General features: G+C 62.9%; 23 protein-coding genes and 1 tRNA gene. 19 read left to right on the top strand and 5 right to left on the bottom strand.

The genetic code is table 11. From position 1 onward, the window contains the following. Window positions 1–177 precede the first annotated feature (177 nt). The 8 genes from ABQY74_RS12800 to pnp all read left to right on the top strand — a co-directional run bounded on the left by ABQY74_RS12800 (window position 178) and on the right by pnp (window position 9618). Window positions 178–254 (top strand) — tRNA-Met (locus ABQY74_RS12800). A 210-nt stretch (window positions 255–464) separates the two neighbouring features. After that, the gene (rimP, locus tag ABQY74_RS12795) at window positions 465–1055 is read left to right on the top strand and encodes a ribosome maturation factor RimP (protein WP_024937971.1); all 591 of its coding nucleotides are present in this window, start codon (window positions 465–467) and stop codon (window positions 1053–1055) included. Between the two features lie 4 nt (window positions 1056–1059). Next, a complete protein-coding gene (gene nusA, locus ABQY74_RS12790) occupies window positions 1060–2571 on the top strand; it encodes a transcription termination factor NusA (RefSeq protein WP_016903006.1) in 1512 nt (503 codons plus the stop codon). A gap of 95 nt (window positions 2572–2666) precedes the next feature. Next, window positions 2667–5375: a translation initiation factor IF-2 gene (gene infB, locus ABQY74_RS12785; RefSeq protein WP_039522179.1), complete on the top strand. Its 2709-nt coding sequence runs from the start codon at window positions 2667–2669 to the stop codon at window positions 5373–5375. A 141-nt stretch (window positions 5376–5516) separates the two neighbouring features. Beyond that, on the top strand, window positions 5517–5909 hold the full coding sequence (rbfA, locus tag ABQY74_RS12780) for a 30S ribosome-binding factor RbfA (RefSeq protein ID WP_053045225.1): 393 nt from the start codon (window positions 5517–5519) through the stop codon (window positions 5907–5909). Window positions 5910–5989: 80 nt separating this feature from the next. Further along, on the top strand, window positions 5990–6916 hold the full coding sequence (gene truB, locus ABQY74_RS12775) for a tRNA pseudouridine(55) synthase TruB (protein WP_184352367.1): 927 nt from the start codon (window positions 5990–5992) through the stop codon (window positions 6914–6916). A 157-nt stretch (window positions 6917–7073) separates the two neighbouring features. Then, window positions 7074–7334 (top strand): 30S ribosomal protein S15, encoded by a 261-nt coding sequence (rpsO, locus tag ABQY74_RS12770; RefSeq protein ID WP_003485583.1) that lies wholly within the window; start codon window positions 7074–7076, stop codon window positions 7332–7334. Window positions 7335–7503: 169 nt separating this feature from the next. Next, window positions 7504–9618: a polyribonucleotide nucleotidyltransferase gene (gene pnp, locus ABQY74_RS12765; RefSeq protein WP_046343325.1), complete on the top strand. Its 2115-nt coding sequence runs from the start codon at window positions 7504–7506 to the stop codon at window positions 9616–9618. A gap of 224 nt (window positions 9619–9842) precedes the next feature. Here the strand turns inward: pnp and ABQY74_RS12760 are convergent, their stop codons facing one another. The 3 genes from ABQY74_RS12760 to ABQY74_RS12750 form a co-directional block, all read right to left on the bottom strand. Beyond that, entirely contained in the window at window positions 9843–10889 is a 1047-nt protein-coding gene (locus ABQY74_RS12760) for a DUF2272 domain-containing protein (RefSeq protein ID WP_104569831.1), read from the bottom strand. A 62-nt stretch (window positions 10890–10951) separates the two neighbouring features. After that, window positions 10952–11836: a carboxylating nicotinate-nucleotide diphosphorylase gene (gene nadC, locus ABQY74_RS12755; protein ID WP_349791695.1), complete on the bottom strand. Its 885-nt coding sequence runs from the start codon at window positions 11834–11836 to the stop codon at window positions 10952–10954. Next, a complete protein-coding gene (locus tag ABQY74_RS12750) occupies window positions 11833–12102 on the bottom strand; it encodes a Trm112 family protein (protein ID WP_024937963.1) in 270 nt (89 codons plus the stop codon). Before ABQY74_RS12750 ends, nadC begins: the two co-directional genes overlap by 4 nt. 58 nt (window positions 12103–12160) lie before the next feature. Between ABQY74_RS12750 and purE the strand changes: the two genes are divergently transcribed. After that, window positions 12161–12664 carry a 5-(carboxyamino)imidazole ribonucleotide mutase gene (purE, locus tag ABQY74_RS12745; protein ID WP_039510673.1) on the top strand — a complete coding sequence of 168 codons (504 nt, stop codon included), beginning with the start codon at window positions 12161–12163 and terminating at the stop codon, window positions 12662–12664. Further along, the gene (locus ABQY74_RS12740) at window positions 12661–13806 is read left to right on the top strand and encodes a 5-(carboxyamino)imidazole ribonucleotide synthase (RefSeq protein WP_349791693.1); all 1146 of its coding nucleotides are present in this window, start codon (window positions 12661–12663) and stop codon (window positions 13804–13806) included. Before purE ends, ABQY74_RS12740 begins: the two co-directional genes overlap by 4 nt. Window positions 13807–13945: 139 nt before the next feature. Here ABQY74_RS12740 and ABQY74_RS12735 read toward each other — a convergent pair whose 3' ends face one another. Continuing rightward, the gene (locus tag ABQY74_RS12735) at window positions 13946–14524 is read right to left on the bottom strand and encodes a Fe-Mn family superoxide dismutase (protein ID WP_349791691.1); all 579 of its coding nucleotides are present in this window, start codon (window positions 14522–14524) and stop codon (window positions 13946–13948) included. A gap of 121 nt (window positions 14525–14645) precedes the next feature. On the opposite strand from ABQY74_RS12735, the gene grxD reads away from it, so the two are divergent. The 5 genes from grxD to ppnN all read left to right on the top strand — a co-directional run bounded on the left by grxD (window position 14646) and on the right by ppnN (window position 21466). Continuing rightward, complete coding sequence (grxD, locus tag ABQY74_RS12730; protein ID WP_006450539.1) at window positions 14646–14966, top strand: Grx4 family monothiol glutaredoxin; 321 nt, start codon at window positions 14646–14648, stop codon at window positions 14964–14966. Then, complete coding sequence (locus ABQY74_RS12725; protein WP_104573546.1) at window positions 14963–15706, top strand: SDR family NAD(P)-dependent oxidoreductase; 744 nt, start codon at window positions 14963–14965, stop codon at window positions 15704–15706. The genes grxD and ABQY74_RS12725 overlap by 4 nt, the downstream gene beginning before the upstream one ends. Then, window positions 15703–16302 (top strand): YhgN family NAAT transporter, encoded by a 600-nt coding sequence (locus ABQY74_RS12720; protein ID WP_104573545.1) that lies wholly within the window; start codon window positions 15703–15705, stop codon window positions 16300–16302. The genes ABQY74_RS12725 and ABQY74_RS12720 overlap by 4 nt, the downstream gene beginning before the upstream one ends. A gap of 457 nt (window positions 16303–16759) precedes the next feature. Then, window positions 16760–19975, top strand: a complete 3216-nt coding sequence (locus tag ABQY74_RS12715) for a TonB-dependent receptor (RefSeq protein ID WP_102584836.1) — start codon at window positions 16760–16762, stop codon at window positions 19973–19975. 105 nt (window positions 19976–20080) lie between these two features. Then, complete coding sequence (gene ppnN / locus ABQY74_RS12710) at window positions 20081–21466, top strand: nucleotide 5'-monophosphate nucleosidase PpnN (RefSeq protein WP_024937957.1); 1386 nt, start codon at window positions 20081–20083, stop codon at window positions 21464–21466. Window position 21467: 1 nt separating this feature from the next. Here ppnN and ABQY74_RS12705 read toward each other — a convergent pair whose 3' ends face one another. Next, the gene (locus ABQY74_RS12705; protein ID WP_102584837.1) at window positions 21468–22496 is read right to left on the bottom strand and encodes a sensor histidine kinase; all 1029 of its coding nucleotides are present in this window, start codon (window positions 22494–22496) and stop codon (window positions 21468–21470) included. A gap of 168 nt (window positions 22497–22664) precedes the next feature. Here ABQY74_RS12705 and ABQY74_RS12700 point away from each other — a divergent pair, with 168 nt between their 5' ends. The 4 genes from ABQY74_RS12700 to ABQY74_RS12685 are packed head-to-tail and all read left to right on the top strand — an operon-like array spanning window position 22665 to window position 25289. Then, window positions 22665–23237 carry a GspH/FimT family pseudopilin gene (locus ABQY74_RS12700; RefSeq protein WP_104554099.1) on the top strand — a complete coding sequence of 191 codons (573 nt, stop codon included), beginning with the start codon at window positions 22665–22667 and terminating at the stop codon, window positions 23235–23237. An 11-nt stretch (window positions 23238–23248) separates the two neighbouring features. Next, complete coding sequence (gene pilV, locus ABQY74_RS12695) at window positions 23249–23716, top strand: type IV pilus modification protein PilV (protein ID WP_102584839.1); 468 nt, start codon at window positions 23249–23251, stop codon at window positions 23714–23716. Continuing rightward, entirely contained in the window at window positions 23713–24738 is a 1026-nt protein-coding gene (locus tag ABQY74_RS12690; protein WP_104573542.1) for a PilW family protein, read from the top strand. The genes pilV and ABQY74_RS12690 overlap by 4 nt, the downstream gene beginning before the upstream one ends. Next, entirely contained in the window at window positions 24735–25289 is a 555-nt protein-coding gene (locus ABQY74_RS12685) for a PilX N-terminal domain-containing pilus assembly protein (RefSeq protein ID WP_102581436.1), read from the top strand. Before ABQY74_RS12690 ends, ABQY74_RS12685 begins: the two co-directional genes overlap by 4 nt. The last annotated feature ends 18 nt before the right edge of the window (window positions 25290–25307 follow it).

Genomic DNA, 25307 nt, shown 5'->3' with positions numbered 1-25307 from the left:
GGCGCCTGTGCTACGCGCGTCTTCGAGGGAGGACTGAAATAAAGTCGTGATTGCTGTTTCGTTTTTGTTGCAATGCGGTTATCATTTGCCGCGACGTTGAAGACCCCCAGGGTTTTCAATCGATGAAAAACTAGGGCTTGCAATTGCCGCTCAAGTTCTTCATAATTCCGCTTCTGCTGCGGGGTGGAGCAGTCTGGCAGCTCGTCGGGCTCATAACCCGAAGGTCGCAGGTTCAAATCCTGCCCCCGCTACCAAGTTTTGAAGTACCGCTTTAATGCAATGCCTTAGGGCAGTACTTCAGTTTCTTGGATCGCAAAGACGCATGTTCCCGTCTTTGCGCCGACCCTGAGAGGTCGGGCTTTTTTCACGCAAGGGGCCCATCGGGCCCCTTGTTTTTTCCGGAACCGGAAAGTTTGCTGCCGGTTGCCGGGGTTCTACTGGCAATCATCTGATCAGGGCAGTCTGTGAGCGAAAAAGCGACCGAAATCGCGAATCTGCTGAGTCCAACGGTTGAGTCCTTGGGCTTGGAACTGCTGGGTGTGGAATATCTTCCCGCTCCAGGTGGCGCCACATTGCGCCTGTACATCGATGTGCCGCTGGCCGAACAGCCCGAGCGTGTCATCAACGTCGACGACTGCGAGCGCGTGAGCCGCGAAGTCTCGGCCCAGCTCGACGTCGAAGACCCCATCACCGGCAACTACACGCTTGAGGTGTCCTCGCCGGGTGTGGACCGTCCGTTGTTCACGCTGGAGCAGTTCGGCCGTCACGTTGGCGAGTCCGCCAAGATCGTGCTGAAGCTGGCGCAGGATGGCCGGCGCCGCTTCCAGGGCCAGATCGTGCGGATCGATTCCGAGGCGGATGCAGTGGTGTTCGCCGTCGACGGCAAGGATGTGCAGATCGGCTTCGACAACATCGACAAGGCGCGCATCCTGCCGGATTGGGTCGCCCTGGGCCTGGCCCCGCAAAAACCGAACAAGCCCGGCCCGAAAAAACCCGGGCACGACAAGAAGAAACCATCCAACGAGTCGGCGGCTGGCAAGCCGCGCGCGGAGTGACGAAATGAGCAAGGAACTTTTGCTGGTAGTGGATGCGGTGGCCAACGAAAAGGGCGTGCCGCGCGAAGTGATCTTCGATGCGATCGAGGCCGCGTTGGCTTCCGCAGCGAAGAAGCGCTATCCCGACCAGGACGTGCTGACGCGCGTGACCATCGACCACAAGGACGGTAACTACGAAACCTATCGTCGTTGGGAAGTGGTTGCCGACGATGTTGTGATGGAATCCCCGGATCGCCAGGTGCGTCTGATGGATGCCGTCGACGAAGCCGACGGCGTGGATGTGGGCGACTACATCGAAGAACAGATTGAAAACCCGGACTTCGGCCGTATCGCGGCGCAGGCTGCCAAGCAGGTGATCGTGCAGCGTGTGCGCGAGGCCGAGCGTCAGCAGGTGGTCGATGCCTGGAAGGACCGCGTTGGCGAGTTGATCACCGGTGTGGTCAAGCGCGCCGAGCGCGGCAACATCTTTGTCGATCTGGGCGGCAATGCCGAAGCCTTCATTCCCAAGGACAAGGGCATTCCGCGCGACGTGCTGCGCCCGGGCGACCGCGTGCGCGGCTATCTGGCCGAAGTGCGTTCGGAGCCACGTGGCCCGCAGCTGTTCATCAGCCGCGCCGCGCCGGAGTTCATGATCGAGCTGTTCAAGCTCGAAGTGCCGGAAGTGGGCCAGGGCCTGGTCGAGATCAAGGCCTGCGCACGCGATCCGGGCGACCGCGCCAAGATCGCGGTGATCGCGCACGACACCCGCACCGATCCGATCGGCGCGTGCATCGGTATGCGTGGTTCGCGCGTGCAGGCGGTGTCCAACGAGCTCAATGGCGAGCGCGTGGACATCGTGCTGTGGAACGAGAACCCGGCCAACTTCGTCATCAATGCGATGGCGCCGGCCGAAGTGCAGTCGATCATCGTCGATGAAGACAAGCACTCGATGGATCTGGCCGTGGCGGAAGACCGCCTGGCTCAGGCGATCGGCAAGGGCGGCCAGAACGTGCGTCTGGCCAGCCGCCTGACCGGTTGGCAGCTCAACGTGATGACCGCCGACCAGGTGGCCGCCAAGTCCGAAGCCGAGCAGACCTCCGCGCGCCAGTTGTTCATGGATCGCCTGGAAGTGGACGAAGAAATCGCAGCGATCCTGGTGACCGAAGGTTTCAATACGGTCGAAGAAATCGCCTACGTGCCGGTCGGCGAGTTGCTGGCGGTGGAAGGCTTCGACGAAGACATCGTCGAAGAGTTGCGCGCCCGTGCCCGCGATGCGTTGCTCAACGCCGCGCTGGCAGAAGAGGAAGGCCTGGAAGGAACTCAGCCCACCGAGGACCTGCTGGCGCTGGAGGGGATGGACGAGGAAACGGCCTTTGCTCTGGCCGAGCACGGCGTGCGCACCAGCGAGGACTTGTCCGACCTGGCAGCGGACGAGATCGTCGACTTCGGCATCGAGGGTCTGACCCAGGAGCGCGCCGCGGCGCTGATCCTGGCGGCCCGCGCCGAGGAGATCGCCCGTTTGGAGCGCGGCGAATGAGCCGGCAATGAACCGCGCCCTGACCCCATCAGGGCTTAGAATCAGCGTTTCCCTTGCTCTGGGCGAGGGGGCGCCAACCAGATCATAGGATCCGAATGTCGCAGCAAACCACCATCCGCAAGCTTGCCGAACTGGTCAATACGCCGGTCGATAAACTGCTGGTTCAACTGGCCGAGGCCGGAATGAAGTTCAGCGGTCCCGACCAGGTCGTGACCAGCACCGAGAAGATGAAACTGCTTGGCTTCCTGCGTCGCACGCATGGCAAGGCCGAGACGCCTGCCGAAGCGGCGAGCGAAGCAGCCAAGAAGATCACCCTCAACCGGCGCAAGCTGCAAGAAGTCACGGTCAGCGCCGGCCGCACCAAGACCACGGTCAACGTGGAAGTGCGGCAGAAGCGCACCTACGTGAAGTCCGAAAACGAAGGCGGTGGCCGTCCTGCGCCGATGACGCCGGACGAAGAGCGCGCCGACATCCTGGCCAAGCTCGCCGCCTCGCGTCAGCGCAATCTCGACGAACAGCAGGCGCTGGCCGAAAGCGACCGCGTGCGCGACGAAGCGATCCAGCGCAAGCGCGAAGAAGAACAGGCTGCGCGCGACCGTGCCGAAGCCGAGCGCAAGGCTGCCGAGGAAGCCGCTGCGGCTGCCAGTGCGCCGGCGCCGGTGGCTGCCGCACCCGCACCGCCTGCAGCGCCTGCCGCACGTGCACCGTCGTCGCCGTCTGCGCCGCGTCCGGCCCGTCCGGCTGGCGCATCGCCGGCATCGCGTCCGGCCACGCCGGCGCGTCCGGACGACCGCTCCAATGCGGCCAAGCACAAGACGCGCGGTTCGCACGTCATGGTGGCCGGTGTCGAAGACGACGATGCGACCAAGCGTTTTGCCGGGCAGTTGCACCTGTCCGCGGCCGATCGTGCGCGCCGTTCCAACGTGCGCGGCAAGCCGACCGGTCGTCCGGGTTCGTCGTCCTCGCGTCGTGGCAACGACAACGGTCGTGGCGGCAACCAGGGCAATAGCGGTCCGCACGGGTTCGAGCGTCCGACCGCACCGGTGGTGCGCGAAGTGGCGATCGGCGAGACCATTACCGTGGCCGACTTGGCGCAGAAGCTCGCGCTCAAGGGCGGCGACGTGGTCAAGGCGTTGTTCAAGATGGGCGTCATGGCGACCATCACCCAGAGCATCGACCATGACACCGCCGCGCTGGTGACCGAAGAACTCGGCCACAAGGCCGTGCGTGCCGACAATGCCGACTTCGAGGATGCGCTGCTGGCGCATGCCGAGGATGCGCAGGGCGATGCCACGCCGCGTCCGCCGGTGGTGACCATCATGGGTCACGTCGATCACGGCAAGACCTCGCTGCTGGATTACATCCGTCGCACCAAGATCGCCTCCGGCGAAGCCGGTGGCATCACCCAGCACATCGGTGCGTACCACGTCGAAACCGGCCGTGGCGTCATCAGCTTCCTGGATACGCCCGGCCATGCCGCGTTTACCTCGATGCGTGCCCGTGGCGCCAAGATCACCGACATCGTGGTGCTGGTGGTTGCAGCCGATGACGGCGTGATGCCGCAGACCAAGGAAGCGGTGGCGCATGCCAAGGCGGCAGGCGTTCCGCTGATCGTGGCGGTAAACAAGATCGACAAGGCCGGTGCCGATCCGCTGCGGGTCAAGAACGAATTGCTGGCCGAGAACGTGGTGGCCGAAGAGTTCGGCGGCGATACCCAGTTCATCGAAGTGTCGGCCAAGGTCGGTACCGGTGTGGACACGCTGCTGGACGCGATTTCGCTGCAGGCCGAAGTGCTGGAACTCAAGGCAGTGGCCGAAGGCCGCGCCAGCGGTACCGTGATCGAATCCTCGCTGGACAAGGGCCGCGGCCCGGTGGCCACGGTGCTGGTGCAGCAAGGCGCGCTGAAGCGTGGCGATTACCTGGTGTGCGGCATCCAGTACGGCCGCGTGCGTGCGCTGTTCGACGAGACCGGCCACCAGCCGGCCTCGGCCGGTCCGTCGATTCCGGTGCAGGTGCTCGGCCTGTCCGGCGTGCCGGAAGCCGGCGACGACTTCGTGGTCGTCGACGACGAGCGTCTGGCCAAGGACGTGGCGCAGCAGCGCGAAACCAAGCGTCGCGAGTCGCGCCTGGTGGCCTCGGCCAGCAACCGCATGGAAGACATCCTGGCCCAGATGGGCAAGGGTGAAGGCCAGCAGGTGCTGAACCTGGTCATCAAGGCCGACGTGCAGGGCTCGGTGGAAGCGCTCAAGCAGTCGCTGGTGGCGTTGTCCAACGACGACATCCGCATCAACGTGATCCACTCCGGCGTGGGCGGCATCACCGAATCCGATGCGAATTCGGCAGCGGCCTCCAAGGCCACGGTGATCGGCTTCAACGTGCGTGCCGATGCCTCGGCCCGCAAGATCGTCGAGTCCAACGGCATCGATCTGCGTTACTTCTCGATCATCTATGACGTGATCGACCAGGTGAAGCAGGTGGCCTCCGGTCTGCTCGGTGTGGAAATCCGCGAAGAGATCATCGGTATCGCGCAGGTCCGCGACGTGTTCCGCAGCTCCAAGTTCGGCGCGGTTGCAGGCTGCATGATCATCGAAGGCGTGGTGAAGCGCAGCAAGCCGATCCGCGTGCTCCGCGACAGCGTCGTGGTGTTCGAGGGCGAGCTGGAATCGCTGCGTCGCTTCAAGGAAAACGTCGAGGAAGTGCGCAACGGTACCGAGTGCGGTATCGGCGTGAAGGCCTACAACGACGTCAAGGCCGGCGATCAGATCGAGTGCTTCGAGCGTATCGAAGTCGCCCGTACGCTGTAACGGCTGCCGGGGCCTGCGGGCCCCGGACTCCGCCAGGCGGAGTTGCAACGCAAGTTCTGCAAGGCGAGGGCGGCATGGCCGCCCGCGTCCGTTTTTGGCTTCGGTGCCAACTGGCCCTCCGAATCAACTAGGTCCATGACCATGCCAACCAAATCATTCCATCGCACCGACCGCGTTTCGGCGCAGGTGCGTCGCGACCTCGGCACGATCGTGCACGCGGCCGTGCGCGACCACGGCCTGCCGTCGGTCAGCGTTTCCGACGTCGAAATCAGCCGCGACCTGGCACATGCCAAGGTGTTCGTCACCGCGCTGCAGCAGGAGCGTTCGGCCGAAGCGGTCAAGGGGCTCAAGGAAATCGCCGGTCAGTTGCGCACGCAGCTGGCGCGCGCGATGAAGCTGCGCCACGTGCCCGAGCTGCATTTCCATTACGACGATTCGGTCGACCGCGGCGAGCGTATCGACAACCTGCTGCGTGACCTGGACGATGTCGGTCCCGAGGCCGCGTCCAGCGACGAGGACACCGAGCAGCGCTGAGCGCTGCCGGCCGGCCGCCTGTCGATCAGCGGCCCTGATTTCAACGGGCACGCACAGTGCCCGATTCGAGCACCGATCTGTTGAAACCCCGTATCGTCTATCGCCCGTTGCACGGCATCCTGTTGCTCGACAAGCCGGCTGGAGTCAGCTCCAACACGGCCTTGCAGTCCGCGCGCCGCTTGTTGCGTGCCGAAAAGGGTGGCCACACCGGCAGCCTGGATCCGCTGGCCACCGGCTTGCTGCCGCTGTGTCTGGGCGAGGCCACCAAGATTGCCGGCCTGCTGCTCGGTTCGGCCAAGGCCTACGACGCCGAGATCGTGCTGGGTGTCACCACCGATACCGACGATGCCGATGGCCAGGTGTTGCGCGAGCGTGCGGTGCCGGCACTGGGCGAAGACGCGCTGCGTGCGGCGCTGACGCCCTTCATCGGGCGCATCCGCCAACAGGCGCCGATCTATTCCGCGCTCAAGCAGGGTGGCGAGCCGCTGTACGCCAAGGCTCGCCGTGGCGAGGTGATCGAGGCGCCGGTGCGCGAGGTCGATGTGCATGCGATCGATGTGCTCGGTTACGCCGCGCCGCGGCTGCAGTTGCGTGTGACCTGCGGCTCGGGCACCTATATCCGCAGCCTGGCGCGCGATCTGGGCGAGGTGCTTGGCTGCGGTGCGCATATCGCCTCGCTGCGCCGGCTCTGGGTGGAGCCGTTTCGTGCGCCGCAGATGATCACGCTGGAAGCGCTGTCGGCAGCCCTGGAAGCGGGCAGCGACGCGCAAGAGCTGTTGCTGCCGATCGAGGCCGGACTGGCCGATTTTGCGCGGATCGTGCTCGATGCGGCGCATGCGGCGCGTTTTCGTATGGGCCAGCGCCTGCGTGATCCCACATTTCCGACCGGTCAGGTGGCCGTGTTCGGACCCGACGGAATCCCCTCAGGGCTAGGCCTGGTGGACGCGGAGGGGCGTTTGTCGCCGCAGCGATTGTTCAATGGACTGAACGAAGCAGTGGCTTGTTAAGGTTTAGTCAACTTGTTCCCGGGCCCGCACGACGTTACAATTTTGCGGCCCCGATCGGGGCACCTCCAGCGCCAAGCGCGCTCATCCCTAGCAAACGGCGAGTCCGGCGGTGCGTCATGCACGTTCCTGCCGACCACGCATCTATCGAGTAAACATCATGTCCGTCGACACCCAGAAAGTTATTGAAGACAACAAGCGCAGCGCCCAGGACACCGGTTCGCCGGAAGTGCAGGTTGCCCTGCTGACCGCGCGCATCGAGCTGCTGACCGGTCACTTCAAGACCCACAAGAAGGATCACCACAGCCGTCGTGGCCTGCTGCAGATGGTCAACCGTCGCCGCAGCCTGCTCGACTACCTGAAGAAGAAGGACAACGAGCGTTACAAGTCCTTGATCGAGAAGCTCGGCCTGCGCCGCTAATCGAGTCATACCGCCGCGGCGCAGCGATGCGCCGCGGCTTTGTTTTGGTCATTCGCATCACGTTATCTGCAGCATGTAGTTCATGGGCCGGAGCCTCCCGGCCGCCCGTTCTCGGCATGGGTCGACGACGGTCCAACGAAGACAGCAACACCTAAGGGAAAAAACCTCCGTGGCAAAAATCACCAAAACCTTCCAGTACGGCAAGCACACCGTCACCCTGGAGACGGGCGAAATCGCTCGCCAGGCAGGCGGCGCCGTCATCGTCAAGTTCGACGACACCGTACTGCTGGTCACCGCCGTCGCCGCCAAGAGCGCGCGCGAAGGGCAGGACTTCTTTCCTCTGACGGTTGATTATCAGGAGAAGTTCTACGCCGGCGGCCGCATCCCGGGCGGCTTCTTCAAGCGCGAAGGACGTGCGACCGAGAAGGAAACGTTGATCTCGCGCCTGATCGATCGCCCGATCCGTCCGCTGTTCCCGGAGGACTACAAGAACGAAGTGCAGATCATCGCCACCGTGATGTCGATGAACCCGGACATCGACGGCGATATCGCCGCGCTGATCGGCGCATCGGCCGCGCTGTCGCTGGCCGGCACCCCGTTCAACGGCCCGATCGCTGCGGCGAAGGTCGGTTACAAGAATGGCGAATACATCCTCAACCCGACCGTGACCGAGCTGAAGGATTCGCAGCTGGAGCTGGTCGTGGCCGGTACCGCCAATGCGGTGCTGATGGTCGAGTCCGAAGCCGAGCTGCTGTCGGAAGAAGTGATGCTGGGCGCGGTGACGTTCGGCCATCGCGAGATGCAGAAGGTCATCAACATCATCAACGAGCTGACCGTCGAAGCCGGCACCAAGCCGTCCGACTGGGTGGCTCCGGCCAAGAATGACGGCATGATCGCCGCGCTGAAGGAGGCGGTGGGCGAACAGCTCGCGTCGGCCTTCCAGGTGCGTGACAAGCTGCAGCGCCGCGACGCAATTTCGGCGATCAAGAAGGACGTGCTGGGTGCGCTGGCACCGCGCGCCACGATTGAAGGCTGGGCTGCCGGTGACCTGTCCAAGGAATTCGGCGAGCTGGAATACCAGACCATGCGCGGCTCGGTGCTGAGCACCAAGGTGCGCATCGACGGCCGTGCACTGGATACCGTGCGTCCGATCAGCGCCAAGGCCGGCGTGTTGCCGCGTACCCATGGCTCGGCGCTGTTCACCCGCGGCGAGACTCAGGCGATCGTGATCACCACGCTCGGCACCGCACGCGACGGTCAGGTCATCGACGCCGTCTCGGGTGAGTACAAAGAGAACTTCCTGTTCCATTACAACTTCCCTCCGTACTCGGTGGGCGAGTGCGGTCGTTTCGGTGCGCCGAAGCGTCGCGAGATCGGCCACGGCCGTCTGGCCAAGCGCGGCGTGCTGGCAGTGATGCCGAGCCTGGAAGAATTCCCGTACACCATCCGCGTGGTCTCGGAAATCACCGAGTCCAATGGTTCGTCCTCGATGGCATCGGTCTGCGGCAGCTCGCTGGCGCTGATGGACGCCGGTGTGCCGATCAAGGCGCCGGTCGCCGGTATCGCGATGGGTCTGGTCAAGGAAGGCAACGACTTCGTCGTGCTGTCGGACATCCTGGGTGACGAAGATCACCTCGGCGACATGGACTTCAAGGTGGCCGGCACTTCCGAAGGCGTGTCCGCGTTGCAGATGGACATCAAGATCGAAGGCATCACCGAAGAAATCATGAAGCAGGCGTTGCAGCAGGCCAAGGCCGGCCGTCTGCACATCCTCGGCGAGATGGCGCATGCGCTGACCACTCCGCGTCAGGAACTGAGCGACTACGCGCCGCGCTTGCTGACCATCAAGATCCACCCGGACAAGATCCGCGAAGTGATCGGCAAGGGTGGCTCGACCATCCAGGCCATCACCAAGGAAACCGGTACGCAGATCGACATCCAGGACGACGGCACGATCATCATCGCCTCGGTCAATGCGATTGCCGCGCAAGCTGCGAAGTCGCGCATCGAGCAGATCACCTCGGACGTGGAGCCGGGCCGCATCTACGAAGGCAAGGTCGCCAAGATCATGGACTTCGGTGCGTTCGTCACCATCCTGCCGGGCAAGGACGGCTTGGTGCACGTCTCGCAGATCTCCAGCGAGCGCGTGGAAAAGGTCGGCGACAAGCTGAAGGAAGGTGATCTGGTCCGCGTCAAGGTGCTGGAAGTGGACAAGCAGGGCCGTATCCGTCTGTCGATCAAGGCAGTGGAAGAAGGCGAGGGCGTTCCGCCGTCGGCCGAGTAATCGCCGCTGGTTGATGCGTCACGAAAAAGCGGGCTTCGGCCCGCTTTTTTATTGGCTGTTCGGCAATAGCGCGTGACTTGATCCTCCTCCTGCGGGAGAAGGTGCCCCGCAGGGGCGGATGAGGGTACGGGCTCAGCCTCGCGTGGCTGAGCCTTGGCCAAGGCTTCGCCGCCGTACCCTCACCCCAACCCCTCTCCGGATGGGAGCGGGGCTTTGAGCCTTGCTTACCCGGGCTGCTGTGTCGGCGCGGGCTGTGTCTCCGGACGCGGCGGCACGACGCGCGGGAAACCCGGCGGCATAGTGGTGGGTAAGGTGGTTGGCGAAGGCAGCGGTTCGACCGGTGGTGGCGCCGTCATCACCGCATCCGGGCGCAGCTTCAACAGGGCCGCCCAGTCGCGTCGATTGAAATCGCAGAGTTCTTCGTGTGCCGGCGTGCACTCGCTGGCGATGCCCAGGCCGTCCTCGCTCTGGTCCTGGCTGCCGTCGGATTGGGGCGTCGGCAACACCACGCGGCCGGCGCGGTCCAGCGGCATCTTGCGCATCATCACCGTGTTGAACACATTGCCGCCGATCAGGTACAGGGTGCGATCGCCACCGACGTTGGCGGCGATCACCACGTCGCAATGCGATTGCCACGGCATCGGCGCGCTGCCGCCAAGCCCGGCCTTGAGGCCGGCGTAGCCGAGCGCAGCGCTGCGCCCGCGCAGCAGGCACAGCAGATCGCCGGGGGCGGGTTTTTCCACCGCCGGGTCGGTGAACTGGTACGGGCCGCTGGCGCCATCGTTGTAGGCGCTGCGGATGTAATCCAGATGGCGTGCAGAGCGATGGAAACCGCTCAGGCCGGCCTGCGTCATCACCCAGGAGATGAAGGCGGCCGACCATGGGTTGTCGATCAGGAACGCGCGGCAATCGCTGGCGGTGTAGCGCGTGCCATCCAGTGCCGCGCAACTCGATGCGCCGGGACGGCCGCCCATCGATGCCAGCGTGCCGCTGTCGCGCCAGTAGCCGGCCACGCGTTGCCACGCGACCACGCCGTGGTCGGCCAGATAGCCCGATTCGGCTTCGGTCACGCCCAGGCTGGCCAGGCGGCCCTTGGCATCGATAAACGGGTGCTGCCACAGGCGATGCTCGTTGCAGGCACTCCGCACGATGGCGATTGCTGCAGGGCTGGTGCCGAAGCGCGGCGGTACATCGCAGACTTCCGCGGCAGCCGCGGTGCCGCCCCATGCGGCCAACACCAGACAGAGCCACGGCCAAGGTTTTACAGTCATCGCAGATCCTGCACAGAACAATCGCAGCAGGCTGACAGAGCCGGCTGCGGGCACGCGTGAAATCAGCGCGGCGGTGGGCCGAGTTTGAGCGATAGATCGACCGCGTGCACATGCTTGGTGAGCCCGCCGATGGAGATGCAATCCACCCCATCGGCCGCAATGGCGGCAATGCCGGCCAGATCCACGCTGCCGGAAACCTCCAGCGGAATGCGTTGTTCGCGCGGCAGCGCGGCAACGATGCGCACCGCGTCGCGACGCATCGCCGGGTCGAAATCGTCGATCAGGATGCGCGTGCAGCCGACCTGCAAGGCCTCGCGCAACTGCTCCAATGTTTCCACTTCGACCACCAGCGGCAACTGCGGTTGCTGCGCACGTGCGGCATGCACGGCGGCGCTCAGCGAGCCGGCGGCGCGGATATGGTTTTCCTTGAGCATCACCGTGTCGAACAGGCCGATGCGGTGATTGTCGCCACCGCCGCAGCGCACCGCGTATTTCTGCGCGACGCGCAGGCCCGGCAGCGTCTTGCGCGTGTCCAGGATGCGCGTGCCGGTGCCGGCCACGGCAGCCACGTATGCAGCGGTGGCGGTCGCGGTGGCCGACAGCGTCTGCATGAAGTTGAGCGAGGTGCGCTCGGCGCTGACCAGGCTGCGGCTGCGGCCATGCAGCAGCGCCAGCACCGTGCCGGCGGCGACGTGCTGGCCTTCGTGCACCTGCCAGTCGATCCGCACCTGCGGATCGAGCGCGCGGTGCGTGGCGTCGAACCATGGCCGCCCGGCGATCACGGCGTCCTGCTTGCACAGCAGGTACGCGCTGTCTGGCTGATCGGGCAATAGCGCCGCGGTCACATCGCCGCTGCCGATGTCCTCGGCCAACGCGCGCGCCACATCGGCGTCCACCAGCGCGGCCGGTGGTGCCTCCGGCACGGTGGTGCGTACGGAAGGATTCACTTTTCGGGGAAGTCGGCGATCTGCGCAGTGCCGATGGCTTCTTCGGCCAACAGCACCGGAATGCCGTCGTCGACGCGGAAGATCTGCTTGCGGTCGCGCGTGATCAGCGCCTCGCGCAGTGGCTGTGTCTGCGCGGTGCCGTCGGCACGCTGCAGGGTCCCGCCGGCGATGGCGGTGTTGAGTGCCTCCAGGCCCTTGCCGTCGAGCAGCGAGAGCGGCTGGCGGGTGTCGGGCGAGCACAGCAGGTCGAGCAGTTTGCGATCCATCGAAGTCTTGTCTTGCGTGGAAGATGGCTAGAATACGTCTTTACCGCAGGGCAGGGCCATGACCTCCAACCACTCCGCGCCGCTGGTCGGCATCGTGATGGGTTCCCGTTCCGATTGGGAAACCATGCAACACGCAGCTCAGAAGCTCGATGCGCTGGGCGTGCCTTACGAGGTCAAGGTGGTCTCGGCGCACCGCACACCGGACGTGTTGTTCAGCTATGCCGAGCAGGCTGGCGCACGCGGTCTGCGCGCGATCATTGCCGGTGCCGGCGGTGCGGCGCATCTGCCGGGCATGCTGGCGGCCAAGACGGCGGTGCCGGTGCTCGGTGTGCCGGTACAGTCCAAGGCGCTCAACGGCATGGATTCACTGCTGTCGATCGTGCAGATGCCGGCCGGGATTCCGGTGGCGACGTTTGCGATCGGCAACGCCGGCGCGGCCAATGCGGCCTTGTTCGCCGCCGCGATGCTGGCGCCGGAGCAGGCGCAGATCGGTCAGGCACTGGCGCAGTTCCGCGCCAGGCAGACCGACGATGTCATGGCCAGCGACGACCCGCGCCAATGACCACGGTCGGCATTCTGGGTGGCGGCCAGTTGGCCCGCATGCTGGTGTTGGCCGGTGCGCCGCTGGGCTTGCGGTTTGCGGTGTTCGACCCGGCCACCGATGCCTGCGCAGGGCAGGTGGCGCCGCTGCAGGCAGGCGCCTTTGACGACACCGCCGCGCTTGCCGCATTCGCCGCGCACGTGGATGTGATCACCTTCGATTTCGAAAACGTGCCGGCCGCCGGCGCGCAGCAGTTGGCTGCGCAGGTGCCGGTGTTTCCCAGCGCTGCCGCGTTGGCGGTGGCGCAGGACCGGCTCAGCGAAAAAACCCTGTTCCGCGAGCTCGGCATTCCGGTGCCCGAGTTCGCCGCTATCGACGACCGTGCAGGGCTCGACGCTGCATTGGCCCGTATCGGCACGCCGTGCGTGCTCAAGACACGTCGCTTCGGCTACGACGGCAAGGGCCAGTTCCGCATCAAGACGCTGGCCGATGCCGATGCCGCATGGGACGCGCTCGGCGCGCAGGCGGCGAAGGTCGGGCTGATCGTGGAGGCCTTCGTGCCGTTTGAGCGCGAGGTCAGTGTGGTGGCAGTGCGTGGGCGCGATGGCGAATTCCGCGCCTGGCCGCTGACCGAGAACTGGCATGTGGACGGCGTACTCTCGGCCAGTCTTGCGCCGGCGCGTGTGGATGCTGGCGTGCAGGCTGCGGCAGAGGCGCACGCGCGTGCGGTCGCCGAGCGGCTGGACTACGTCGGCGTCTTCGCGCTGGAACTGTTCGTGCGCGATGGCCAGTTGCTCGCCAACGAGATGGCCCCGCGCGTGCACAACTCCGGGCATTGGACCATCGAAGGTGCCGAGACCTCACAGTTCGAAAATCATGTGCGCGCCGTGCTCGGTCTGCCGCTCGGCAGCACCGCGATGCGCGGACATGCCTGCATGCTCAACTGGCTGAGCGCGATGCCGGACGCGGCTGCATTTTTGGCGGTGCCTGGTGGGCATTGGCACGACTATGGCAAACAATCGCGCGAGGGCCGCAAGGTCGGCCATGCCACACTGCGCGCAGAGACGCCGCAGGCGCTTGCGCAGGCACTGAGCGAAGCAGGCGCCGCGCTGCAGCGTGATGCGCAGGTCGGACCGGTGCTCGCGCGTTTGAGCGAAGGGTAATTCGCAGAGCCATCGCTGGCGCTGCTGCGGCCTCGCCGATGCGCAGGTCCGTGGCGAAGATGCACGGCAGTGCGCGGTGCCGCCGGACGCTGTTGCAACAGGTCACCTGATCGTTGACCTGTTGTAACGGCGCAAGCGGCTAACCCAACCGGCTGGCCACGAACTCCCAGTTGATCAGCTTCCAGAACGCGTCCAGGTACTGCGCGCGGTCCTGCCGGTAATCCAGGTAATAGGCGTGCTCCCAGAGGTCGCAGGCGAGCAGCGGGGTGTCCGGCCCGGTGAGTGGCGTGGACGCATTCGGCGTGGCAACGACCGCCAGTGCGCCATCCGGGCGCTGCACCAGCCACACCCAGCCCGAGCCGAAGCTGCCCAGGGCGACGCGGTTGAATTCCTGCTTGAAATGCACGAAGTCGCCGAACGATTTGGCGATGCGGTCGGCCAGCCGGCCCAGCGGCTCACCGCCGCCGCGCGGGCGCAGGCACTGCCAATAGAAATTGTGGTTCCACACCTGCGCAGCCAGATGGAACAGCGTGCCTTGCGCCTGCGCGATGATGTCTTCCAGCGTCAGCTCGGCGAACTCGCTGCCTTCGATGCGCGCATTGAGCCGATCGACCTCGCTGCGGTGACAGACGCCGTGGTGCGCCTCCAATGTGGCGGCGGACAGATACGGCTCCAGGGCGACGCGGGAGTAGGGCAGTGCAAGGTGTTCGATCGGCATGATGGCAATGGCAGCGAAGGGAGTGCGGCGACAGGTCGCGCTGAAGGCTTACAATGCGCGCCTTTGCGGAAGTCTATCCGACCCGGCGGTCGGGCCTGCCGCTCCCAGTCAGGAGAGTCCAATGCCGGTGATGGAACGGATCCAGGCCGAAGTCGAACAACACCCGATCGTGCTGTTCATGAAAGGCACCCCGCAATTTCCGATGTGCGGTTTTTCCAGCCGCGCCGTGCAGGCCCTGGTGGCTGCCGGCGCCGATCAGTTGCGCACGGTCAACGTGCTGGAAGAGCCCGAAGTGCGCGCCAATCTGCCGCGCTATTCCAACTGGCCGACCTTCCCGCAACTGTTCATCCACGGCGAGCTGATCGGCGGTTGCGACATCACGCTGGAATTGTTCGAAGCCGGCGAGCTCAAGCGCATTGTCAGCGAGGCTTACCAACCGTGAGTCTGGCGCAGGCCCGGCCCGACGCGGCGGCACTTGCCGGCCGCGTGGTGCTGATCACCGGTGCAGCCGGCGGCCTAGGGAGCGCTGCGGCGCAGGCGTGTGCATCCGCCGGTGCGACCGTGGTGTTGCTTGGCCGCAAGCTGCGCCCGCTGGAGCGCGTCTATGACGCGGTTGCCAGGCTGGGTCCGGAGCCGTTGCTGTATCCGCTGGATCTGGCCGGCGCCACGCCGGACGATTACGCCGCACTGGCGCAGCGGCTGCAGTCCGAGCTCGGTGGCCTGCACGGCCTGCTGCATTGCGCCGCCGATTTCGTCGGCTTGACCCCGGCCGAACTCGCGGCGCCTGCCGACTTCGCACGCAACCTCCATATCAACCTCACCGCGCGCGCCTGGTTGACTCAGGCCTGCCTGCCGCTATTGCGGCAGCAAGGCGATGCGGCGGTAGTCTTCGTTGTCGATGACCCCGCACGCGTTGGCCAGGCGTATTGGGGTGCCTATGGCGCTGCCCAGCATGCACAGCGTGGCCTGCTCGCCAGCCTGCATCACGAAACCGCCGCCGGCCCGGTGCGCATCAGCGGACTGCAGCCCGGCCCGATGCGCACCGCCTTGCGCGCGCGCGCCTTCACCCATCAGGAAGACAGCGAAGCGCTGGACCCCACGCGCTATGCCGCTTCCTGCGTCACCTTGTTGTCCACGGCCGGTGGCGCGCACCGCGGCGCGATCTGGAGTCCTTCCGCATGACCATTCTTTCGGCGGCACTGCTGCTGTTCCTGATCCTCGACCCGCTGGGCAACATTCCGGTGTTTCTCAGCGTGCTCAAGCCGCTGCCGTCCAAGCGCCAGCGCTTCGTGCTCGCGCGCGAGTTGCTGATCGCCCTGTTCGTGCTGATGGCGTTCCTGTGGGGCGGCAAGTACGCGCTGGAGCTGATGCATCTGCGCCAGGAATCGGTGGCGATCGCCGGCGGCATCGTGCTGTTCTTGATCGGCATCCGCATGATCTTCCCGCGCCCGGAAGGCCTAATGGGCGAAATTCCCGACGGTGAGCCCTTCATCGTGCCGCTGGCGATCCCGCTGGTGGCCGGCCCGTCCGGCATGGCCGCAGTGATGCTGATGGGCAGCAACGAACCCACCCGGCTATGGGATTGGAGCCTGGCGCTGATGATCGCCTGGATCGGTGCATCCACCATCCTGGCCTCGGCACCGCTGTTGTACAAACTGCTCGGTCATCGCGCACTGACCGCGATCGAGCGCCTGATGGGCATGTTGCTGGTGGCCATTTCGGTGCAGATGTTTCTGGACGGCCTTGGCACTTATTTCAAGCTGCCGGTATCAATCTGAGTCCAGTCGGTGATAGACGGGCAGGGTGCGTGGGGACGATCTGTGAATGCCGGGCGGGAATTTGAAGCCGCGTTGCTGACCCGTGACGGCACAAGCGGTCGGCGGCGCCAGACGGCTTCAGTAGGAGATGACTTCCAACTGCCATCGCTACGCTTTTAGACCAAACGACGCCCGGTACCCGACAAGCCAGCTCGATTGCGCGACGCCGGTCGCAAACGCCACGCGACTTTGCGCAAGCTGGCGTTTAGGCCTTCACATGCGAAGTTCATGTTGCACTGCGCGAACTTTGTCACGTCGCCGTCACAATCAGGCCTTAGCGTGTTAATCTGTTGTTAACCGTTGCGGCAGCAACCAGCCGCGCGGCAAGGGACCCCAGATCATCGGCAGCCCACCCCCGGGAACGGTTGGGCTGACTGCGCCTTTTTGTCACTGCCCAACCTGTATCGAGGCTACCGAAATGACCCACCCCCGCTGTCTCCGCATGTCCAAGCTGACGCTTGGCCTTGTTGCCGCACTCGCCGCCGCCCCCGTGTTCGCCCAGAGCACCTCTGCCGGCGTCGCTGGCCTGGTGACCAGCAGCGCCGGTCAACCGGTGCCGAATGCCGAAGTGACGATCACCCACATCGAATCGGGCACGGTCAGCCGCGCCACCACCGATGCCAGCGGACGCTACAACGCGCGCGGCCTGCGCGTGGGTGGGCCGTACACGATCACCATTACCGCTTCCGGCGCGGGCAACACCACGCGTGAAGGCGTGTACTTGAACCTGGATAAGGTCAATCAGGTTGATGCAGCCCTGGGCGGCGATTTGGCCACGCTCGGTACCGTGCAGGCGATCGCAGGCAACTACGGCTCGGCGATCTTCAGCGCCAACAAAATGGGCACCGGCACCAACGTGACCCGCGAAGAAATCGAGTCGCTGCCGTCGATCAACCGCAACCTGCAGGACTATGTGCGTCTGGATCCGCGCGTCGCGCAGACCGATAAGGCGCGCAACGAAATCTCCATCGCCGGCCAGAACCCGCGCTACAACGCGATCCGCGTCGACGGCATCAGCACCAACGATGCTTTCGGACTGGAATCCAACAGCCTGCCGACTCCGCGCCAGCCGTTCTCGATGGACGTCATCGACGAAATCTCGGTAGACGTGGCCAATTACGATGTGGCCATCACCGGTGGCACCGGCGGCGTCATTAATGCCGTGACCAAGTCTGGTACCAACGAATTTCACGGTTCAGTTTATGGAACCTATCGTGAGAACGACTGGTCCGGAAAAAACCAAAACGGTATCCGCCCGCAGCTGTTCGACAATGAAGCCACTTATGGCCTGACCCTGGGCGGGCCGGTTGTCAAGGACAAGCTGTTTTTCTTCGCTAACTACGAAAAGTACAAGGGCAAAGGCGTGTTCACCGGAGCATCCGGCTACGGTCCGACCGGCTCGGGCGCCAGCAATATCGTTGGCGTGAGCCAGGCACAGGTTGACGAGATCGTCGACATTTCGCGCAATGTCTATGGCTTCGACCCGGGAACACTGGCTCTGCCAGCACTTGATTCTGAGTCGGAAGAGAAGGGCATTAAGATCGACTGGAACATCAGCGACAAGCACCGCGCCTCGTTTCGTTACGGCAAGTCCGAACAAGAGACCGCCAACCTCAATGGCTTCAGCGCTACAGCCTTGTCACTGAACTCGTACCATTACACCCGCAATTTCGAGCTTGAAACCTACACCGCTCAATTGTTCAGTGACTGGACCGAGAAGTTCTCTACCGAAGCCAAGGTTTCCTACCGCGATTATTCCGCAGTGCGTGACGCTGCCTCGCAATTGCCGGCTGTCGGTGTCCGGATCGGCAACAACTTCGTCAACTTCGGTACCGAGCAGAGTACACAGGCCAATGCGCTGCGTACTGAAACGTGGAATGCGTTCTTTGCTGCCAATCTGTATCTGGATGATCACACCCTGAAGTTTGGTGGCGACTACGAAGACAACGACATCTTCAACTTGTTTGCTCAGCGTGTCTTTGGTTCGTACAACTTCAACTCGATTGCCGACTATCGCAACAATCGTCCGGCTAGCTACCGTTACTCTCAGTCCACCAGCGGAAATATCGACGATATCGCCGCGCAGTGGGGCATGAAGAACGTCGGCCTGTTCTTGCAGGATACATGGGCTGTCAACAGCAACCTGACCTTGACCTTCGGTGTGCGTTACGACGAGCCGATGGTGAAGAACAAGCCGCAATATAATGCAGCTGCCTCGACCACGTTTGATGTGCGTAATGATGAAACCATAGATGGCAACGGCCTTCTGCAGCCGCGCTTTGGGTTCAATTACACCTTCGATGCAGACCGTCCTACACAGTTGCGTGGCGGTGTTGGCCTGTTCCAAGGCGCAGCGGCGTCGGTATGGCTGTCCAATCCTTACTCGAATACCGGTCTGGCTTACACCGATTACAACTTCTCAAGCGTAAATCTGGTCAACAGCAACGGCATCGCGTTTACGCCGGACATCAACAACCAGCCGCGTGGTAACGGGACATTGAACGGCGCCACTCAGTCCGTCGACTTCGTTGACAAGGATCTGGGTCAACCTGCTGTCTGGAAGGCGAACCTGGCGTTCGATGCCGAGTTGCCGTGGTACGGTGTAGTGGCGTCGGTTGAGGGCGTCGTTACGAAGGTCAAAGAAGCTATTTACTACCAACAGCTGAATCTCAGCCAGACCGGACCGACTGCGGTCGGTCAGGATGGTCGTCAGATATATTGGAATCAGGCGGGCTTAAATCCCGCCAACTGGAATGTCAACGGAACCCAGCCGACTGGCATTTCGGTCGATCCGCGTGGCAATCGCTATCGCAGCTACAACGATGCGATTATTGCGCGCTCTACCAGCAAGGGTGGCAGCCAGAGTCTGACCGTTGGATTGAATAAGCCGTTCAACGATAGCGATTGGTCCTGGAGCCTGGCTTATACCTTCGCTAATGCCGACGAAGTGAGTGGCCTGACAAGCTCCACCTCCGGTTCGCAGCTGGGCAATACGGCGGTGTTCCAGGCTAACGAAGAGGTCAATGCGACGTCTGCTTATGAGATCCGCAACAGCTTCCTGGGAACGTTGCAGTGGAAGCACAACTTCTTCGGCGACTTTGCCACCAAGGTCGGCCTGATCTATCAGGGCCGTAGTGGCCGTCCCTACAGCTATACGTTTGACAATGATGCAAACGGCGACAGCCGCTTGAACGACCTGCTGTACATCCCCGCAGGTCCGGGTGATGTTCGCTTTGGCTCGGCAGCGGAAGAGGCTGCGTTTTGGAACTTCGTCAACAATGATGAATATTTGTCGTCCCATAAGGGACAGGTTGCGCAGCGCAATGCAGTGCGCAACTCGTGGGTAAACCAGTTCGACCTGCACATCGAGCAGGAGCTGCCTGGCTTCTTAGAAGGCAACAAGGCGCAGATCTGGCTTGACGTGATGAACGTCGGAAACCTGCTCAATAAGAAGTGGGGCCGTGTGGACGAGTACGCGTTCCCGGGTATGCGCGGCGTGGTTGAGTACGGCGGTATCGATGCGGCTACCGGTAAATACGTTTACCGCTTCAATACGCCCGATCCGTCAACCATCTATGACGACAAGGGCATCTCCCGCTGGGCGCTGCAGCTGGGCTTCCGCTACCAGTTCTAAAGCTGGCTAGCGTGTCGAAGCTTGCAAAAACGGCCGGGTTCTCCCGGCCGTTTTCTTTTGTGCGGGTGAGTACGCTAAAGTTCTGAGATACGACAGGAGCAAACTATGGAACTCAGCAGTACGGCAGCACGGGCGCTGCCGGTGGTGGATGCGCGGATCTACCCGCGCGGTGGCCTGGACGTGTTGTCCAAGGCGGAAGTTGCGCGTCTGCGCGATGCCTCCAGCGGTGGCATGCATGAGCTGTTGCGCCGCTGCGCGTTGGCCGTGCTCACCAGCGGCAGCGCGTCGGACGACCCGCGCGCCGCGCGCGATCTGTATCCGGATTTCGATATCCAGGTGAACCAGCAGGACCGCGGCATCCGCATCGATCTGAGCAACGCACCGGCGATGGCCTTTGTCGATGGCGAGATCATCCGGGGTGTTGCCGAGCTGCTGTTCGCCGTGGTGCGCGACCTGGCCTACATGGCGATCGAGCTGGAAGCCCAGCGCGGGGATCTGGATACCAGCGAAGGCATCACCAACGCGGTGTTCGGGCAGCTGCGCAATGCGCGCATCCTGCAGCCGTCGGACCCGAACCTGGTCGTGTGCTGGGGTGGCCATTCCATCTCGCGCGACGAGTACCTCTACACCAAACAGGTGGGCTACGAGCTTGGCCTACGGGGGCTGGACATCTGCACCGGCTGCGGCCCAGGCGCCATGAAGGGCCCGATGAAGGGCGCCACCATCGCGCACGCCAAGCAGCGCAAGCATCACACGCGCTACATCGGCGTGACCGAGCCGGGCATCATCGCCGCCGAGTCGCCGAACCCGATCGTCAACCACCTGGTGATCATGCCGGACATCGAGAAGCGCCTGGAAGCCTTCGTCCGCATCGGCCACGGCATCCTGGTGTTTCCGGGCGGCGTCGGCACGGCAGAGGAAATCCTCTACCTGCTCGGCATCCTGCTGCGCGAAGAGAACGCCGACCTGCCGTTCCCGCTGATTCTGACCGGCCCGACCATTGCCGCGCCGTATTTCGAGCAGATCGACCGCTTCATCCGGCTCACCCTGGGCGAAGCTGTCGCTTCCCGCTACGAGATCATCGTCGGCGACCCGGTTGCCGTGGCGCGTCGCATGGCCGAAGGCATCCACGAAGTGCGTGCGCACCGCAAGGAACAGAAGGATTCGTACTACTTCAACTGGTCCGTCCACATCCCGCTCGAGTACCAGCAGCCGTTCGAACCCAGCCACGAGGCTATGGCCGCCCTCGACCTGCACCACGGCCGCCCAGCGCCCGCACTGGCCGCCGACCTGCGCCGTGCCTTCTCCGGCATCGTCGCCGGCAACGTCAAGGAAGACGGCATGCGCCGCATCGAGGAATTCGGCCCCTTCGAAATCCACGGCGACCCGGACATCATGCAGGCCCTGGATGAACTGTTGCGCGGCTTCGTCGAACAGCGCCGGATGAAGATTTCGGGGGACTACCGGCCTTGTTATCGGGTGGTGACCTGATTTAGCGAGTGGGGATCGCTGCAAGCGGGGCATGAAGGGCAGCCAAGAAATGGTTGCCCCTCTTTGTGGTGTGTAGTTCAATTCTGCTGTCGAGATCGTGAAAGCGGGCGCGGACGGCGGCCAGTCCCACCTGATATCCGGTATGAACTATCTTGCCATCGGGCGGGAGGGGATTGCTGATTTCGATCACAATCGCGTCCGATGTTTGGCGGAGTTCCACAATTATCTGAGATGCCTCGGAACGAAGTTCCACGCCATGACGAATTGCATTCTCAACCAAGGGCTGGATGGAGAGGGACGGAACCATGAGATGGGGAATGGCATCGGGAATCTTCCAGACGATGCTCAAACGCTTTCCGAAGCGGAGTTGCTCGATATCTAGATAGTGCTTTGCGATATCGAGCTCCTTGGATAGGGTCACAAGTTCCGGCCCTGTCAGAGTCGCTCGAAACAGTTCTGCCAGATCCATCAGTAAGCGCTCGGCATTGGCAGGATTGAGGCGCACAAGTGCTGTTGCTGTATTGAGCGTATTGAACAGGAAGTGCGGTTGAATTCTCGCCTTGAGCGCTTCGAGTTCGAATTGTTTCGCGCGAATTGCATATTGTCTGGCGCGCCAATGAGTGTGAAAGGCCCATATTCCCAGCAAGCCAACCGTCAGTGCGATGCCTTCGGTTTGCAACAACAGCTTCAACCACTGGCGTGTGCCCATCGACCATGCATTTCCAACTACGCCCATTGCGATAAACAGCACTAGTGCTGCTGCTAGGAGAAGGAGTGCAAGGGTGACATTGGCGACTGTGATCGGACGGGCACGCTTAAGTCGGCGGCGAAGTAGGTAAAGGCCCGCCAGGGTCAGCAAGGCCGTCCACTGCATTGCAAATGATGTGATTCCAAAACCGATCCAGCCGGTCTGCAGGCCGGGTGCCAGGCTCAAAAGCACGGCGATCGCTTCTGCCACGAGCAAAACGCACGCCAGGGTACGAGAGTCCCACAGGGTTTGCAGGAAGGATTCGCCGATTGCGGTTGGCATTAGGATGCGTACCCCGAAAGACTGCTGTACATCATGCCCTTGTCGCGATCTGATAGGTGGGACGCCTTTCGTGCGCCCGCAGAGCCCGTTCGTCGCCCACCTTTCGCAGCCGGGTGAATGCTTGGGTATTGTACGCTCATGTATCTGGTTGCCTGGGGAGGCTGCCCTATGTCCTATATCCGGCGCCTGGCCCCCTGGGCACAGCAAGGTTTTTCGCTGATTGAAATGATGGTGACGGTCATCGTCTTGGCAATCGTCATGGCTATCGCCTTCCCAAGTTTCACAGCGCTCATCAATAGTAATCGGCTGTCGGCTGCGGCAAACGAGTTATCGGCATCGCTCCAGCTCGCCCGTTCTGAAGCCGTGCGCAGCAACGCCAGTGTGACCTTGTGTAGATCCAATGACGGCGCAACATGCGCCAATGGCGGCACCTGGGCGCGCTGGATTGTATTGCGTGGTGCCGAAGTCCTGCGTGTGAGTGAAGTCAGGTCGCAGCTACAGGTAAGCGTAAGCCCGGCGATTTCTTCCTCCAGCGCGCGGATTGTTTTCCGACCCGATGGACTCGCGCGTGATTCCACTGGTGCGAGGTTGTTGGCAGGAGCCGTGTCAATCTGCATGGCGACTACCCAGCCGCCCGAAAATCAACGCATCGTGGCAATTGCGGGTGGGAGTCGGGTAGCAATCACCCGCGGAACCGACCCGCAGTGTCAGGCACCGTCCGATGCACCAGCCTTGATCTGAGGAAAAGACAGATGAGAACGCCAGCGGCAGGCAGTCGTCGAAGTCAGGTCGGTGTCAGCCTGATCGAGGTTTTAATTTCCGTTGTGATCCTGGGCATCGGCATGCTTGGCATTGCCGCAATGCAGGCACGTGCGCTACAGAACAACAGTAGTTCCCTTGAGCGTAGCCAGATGGTGGTTCAGTCGTATGCAATTCTGGACGCGATGCGAGCCAATCTGACTGCTGCGCGTGCGGGGGCCTATAACGCTGCGATGACATGCAACGTTCCCGCCGGTGGCAACCTTGCGGCCAATGATCGACGGGATTGGATCACTGCTCTGAAGTCCAGTATGGGATCGACCGCTTGTGGTTCCATCCAGTGCGAGGCAAATGGCGTGCGTTGTACTGTCTCAGTGCGCTGGGACGACAGTCGCGCGACTGCGATGGGGTCCAGCGATAACTCGGCGCAGCGCGAATTCAGCGTGGTCACCCGGTTATGAGCAAGATATTTACTCCGCGCAAGTCGGTACTCGGTTTCACCCTGATTGAACTATTGATTTCACTGGTGCTGGGATTGCTGGTGACATTGGCTGCGATCGGTCTGTTCCTGACCAGCCGTCGAACTGCGGCTGCTACCGATAGCCTAAGTCGTGTCCAGGAAAACGCGCGTGTTGCTTTCGAGTTGATGGCGCGGGATATCAGAGAAGCTGGCGGAAACCCGTGCAACAGCAGCAACAACATGGCGATGGTGAACGTGCTAGGCGCTCCGGCAACGCGCTGGTGGACCAACTGGAATGTCGGTACTGCGAATGGAACCCTGCAAGGCTATGACGGGTCTACGGCGATTCCGGGGATCGGTTTTGGCACAACAACCGCCGGGCAACGGATTGCTGGCACAGACGCGTTGTCGCTGCTGTCGTCCGGGGATGCAACAGCGGTAGTGACGGCGCATGCTCCGGCTACTGCGACGTTTACCGTCAACACTGCGTCACACGGCTTGATACCCGGCGACTTGTTGATGGTATGTGGCCCCAATGCCGAAACGGGCGGTGTGATGCGCTTGGGAGCCATCTTCCAGATGACAGGTGCGGCAGGTACTGTTTCCATTGCACATGGCACGGGTGGTTCGCCTGGAAATGCAACCAATCGCCTGGGATTGGGCGGCTCTCTGTTCACCTTCGGTCCCAATGCCACGATTACCCGTCTGAATGCGTCAGCTTGGTATATCGGCACCAACGGGCGTACTAGGGGGCTTTATCAATCCACCCTGATCAATACCGGAGGGGTTGCCAGTGTTCAAGCGCAAGAGGTTGCAGAAGGGGTGCAAAACATGGCATTGACTTATTTGGTTGACGGAACCACAAGTTATGGCAATGCAGCGAGTGTTGCCGGTCGTTGGAGCCAGGTGACTGCAATCAGGATCACCTTGACGTTGGCGGGAACTGATCGTGACGGCGTGGACAATGCGGCGTTAGCACGCACTGTGAGTCAGGTCATCGCTCTTCGGAATAGAGCCCCATGAGCGGATCTTGGTCAGTCTCCTATCCATTGCGTCAGCAAGGCGTTTCGCTGGTTGTGGTGCTCATCCTGCTGCTCATCATGACGTTGCTCGGACTGGCTGTCTTGCGAAGCACGGTTCTTGAGGAGCGCATGAGTGCGAATTTGGTGGATCGCAACCTCAGTTTTCAGGCGGCTGAAGCGGCATTGCGTGAAGGCGAGGCACTTGCCGCCAGTCGCACCAATGCCGAGCACGCCGCGATCGCGGCGGCGGCGGCGGGGGGCGCCTGTAGCAATGGTGTCTGCCCGAGGCCGGATGCGACCGCGGTCGAGCGATGGAAGGCCTCAGGCTTCGGGGGATGGCGAGCAGCGACAACGAGTGTCGGGTCGATCGCGTCGGCTCCACAATTCTTTATCGAATACATGGGTACTTCGGAAACGTGGCTGGAGTGCAATCTAGATCCTCGCTATACGGGTAGCGATATTTGTTTGCGGCCAGTGTATCGCGTCACTGCGCGAAGCGAAGCGGCAGGTCGAGCCAGCGTGATTGTTCAATCCAACTTTATCGTTCCATAGGGAGTTGCTGCAATGAAT

The sequence above is a fragment of the Xanthomonas sp. WHRI 7064 genome (assembly GCF_040202355.2).
GTDB classification, from domain to species: Bacteria; Pseudomonadota; Gammaproteobacteria; order Xanthomonadales; family Xanthomonadaceae; genus Xanthomonas; species Xanthomonas arboricola.
This window is presented reverse-complemented; position numbering and strand designations above follow the sequence as displayed.

Coding starts and splice junctions, on each gene's coding strand:
- nusA (WP_016903006.1), top strand. CDS start 1,060: ATGAGCAAGGAACTTTTGCTGGTAGTGGATGCGGTGGCCAACGAAAAG.
- pilV (WP_102584839.1), top strand. CDS start 23,249: ATGAGAACGCCAGCGGCAGGCAGTCGTCGAAGTCAGGTCGGTGTCAGC.
- ppnN (WP_024937957.1), top strand. CDS start 20,081: ATGGAACTCAGCAGTACGGCAGCACGGGCGCTGCCGGTGGTGGATGCG.
- ABQY74_RS12750 (WP_024937963.1), bottom strand. CDS start 12,102: ATGGATCGCAAACTGCTCGACCTGCTGTGCTCGCCCGACACCCGCCAG.
- infB (WP_039522179.1), top strand. CDS start 2,667: ATGTCGCAGCAAACCACCATCCGCAAGCTTGCCGAACTGGTCAATACG.
- ABQY74_RS12700 (WP_104554099.1), top strand. CDS start 22,665: ATGTCCTATATCCGGCGCCTGGCCCCCTGGGCACAGCAAGGTTTTTCG.
- ABQY74_RS12705 (WP_102584837.1), bottom strand. CDS start 22,496: ATGCCAACCGCAATCGGCGAATCCTTCCTGCAAACCCTGTGGGACTCT.
- rbfA (WP_053045225.1), top strand. CDS start 5,517: ATGCCAACCAAATCATTCCATCGCACCGACCGCGTTTCGGCGCAGGTG.
- ABQY74_RS12735 (WP_349791691.1), bottom strand. CDS start 14,524: ATGCCGATCGAACACCTTGCACTGCCCTACTCCCGCGTCGCCCTGGAG.
- ABQY74_RS12740 (WP_349791693.1), top strand. CDS start 12,661: ATGACCACGGTCGGCATTCTGGGTGGCGGCCAGTTGGCCCGCATGCTG.
- ABQY74_RS12760 (WP_104569831.1), bottom strand. CDS start 10,889: ATGACTGTAAAACCTTGGCCGTGGCTCTGTCTGGTGTTGGCCGCATGG.
- grxD (WP_006450539.1), top strand. CDS start 14,646: ATGCCGGTGATGGAACGGATCCAGGCCGAAGTCGAACAACACCCGATC.
- rpsO (WP_003485583.1), top strand. CDS start 7,074: ATGTCCGTCGACACCCAGAAAGTTATTGAAGACAACAAGCGCAGCGCC.
- purE (WP_039510673.1), top strand. CDS start 12,161: ATGACCTCCAACCACTCCGCGCCGCTGGTCGGCATCGTGATGGGTTCC.
- ABQY74_RS12685 (WP_102581436.1), top strand. CDS start 24,735: ATGAGCGGATCTTGGTCAGTCTCCTATCCATTGCGTCAGCAAGGCGTT.
- ABQY74_RS12720 (WP_104573545.1), top strand. CDS start 15,703: ATGACCATTCTTTCGGCGGCACTGCTGCTGTTCCTGATCCTCGACCCG.
- ABQY74_RS12690 (WP_104573542.1), top strand. CDS start 23,713: ATGAGCAAGATATTTACTCCGCGCAAGTCGGTACTCGGTTTCACCCTG.
- ABQY74_RS12715 (WP_102584836.1), top strand. CDS start 16,760: ATGACCCACCCCCGCTGTCTCCGCATGTCCAAGCTGACGCTTGGCCTT.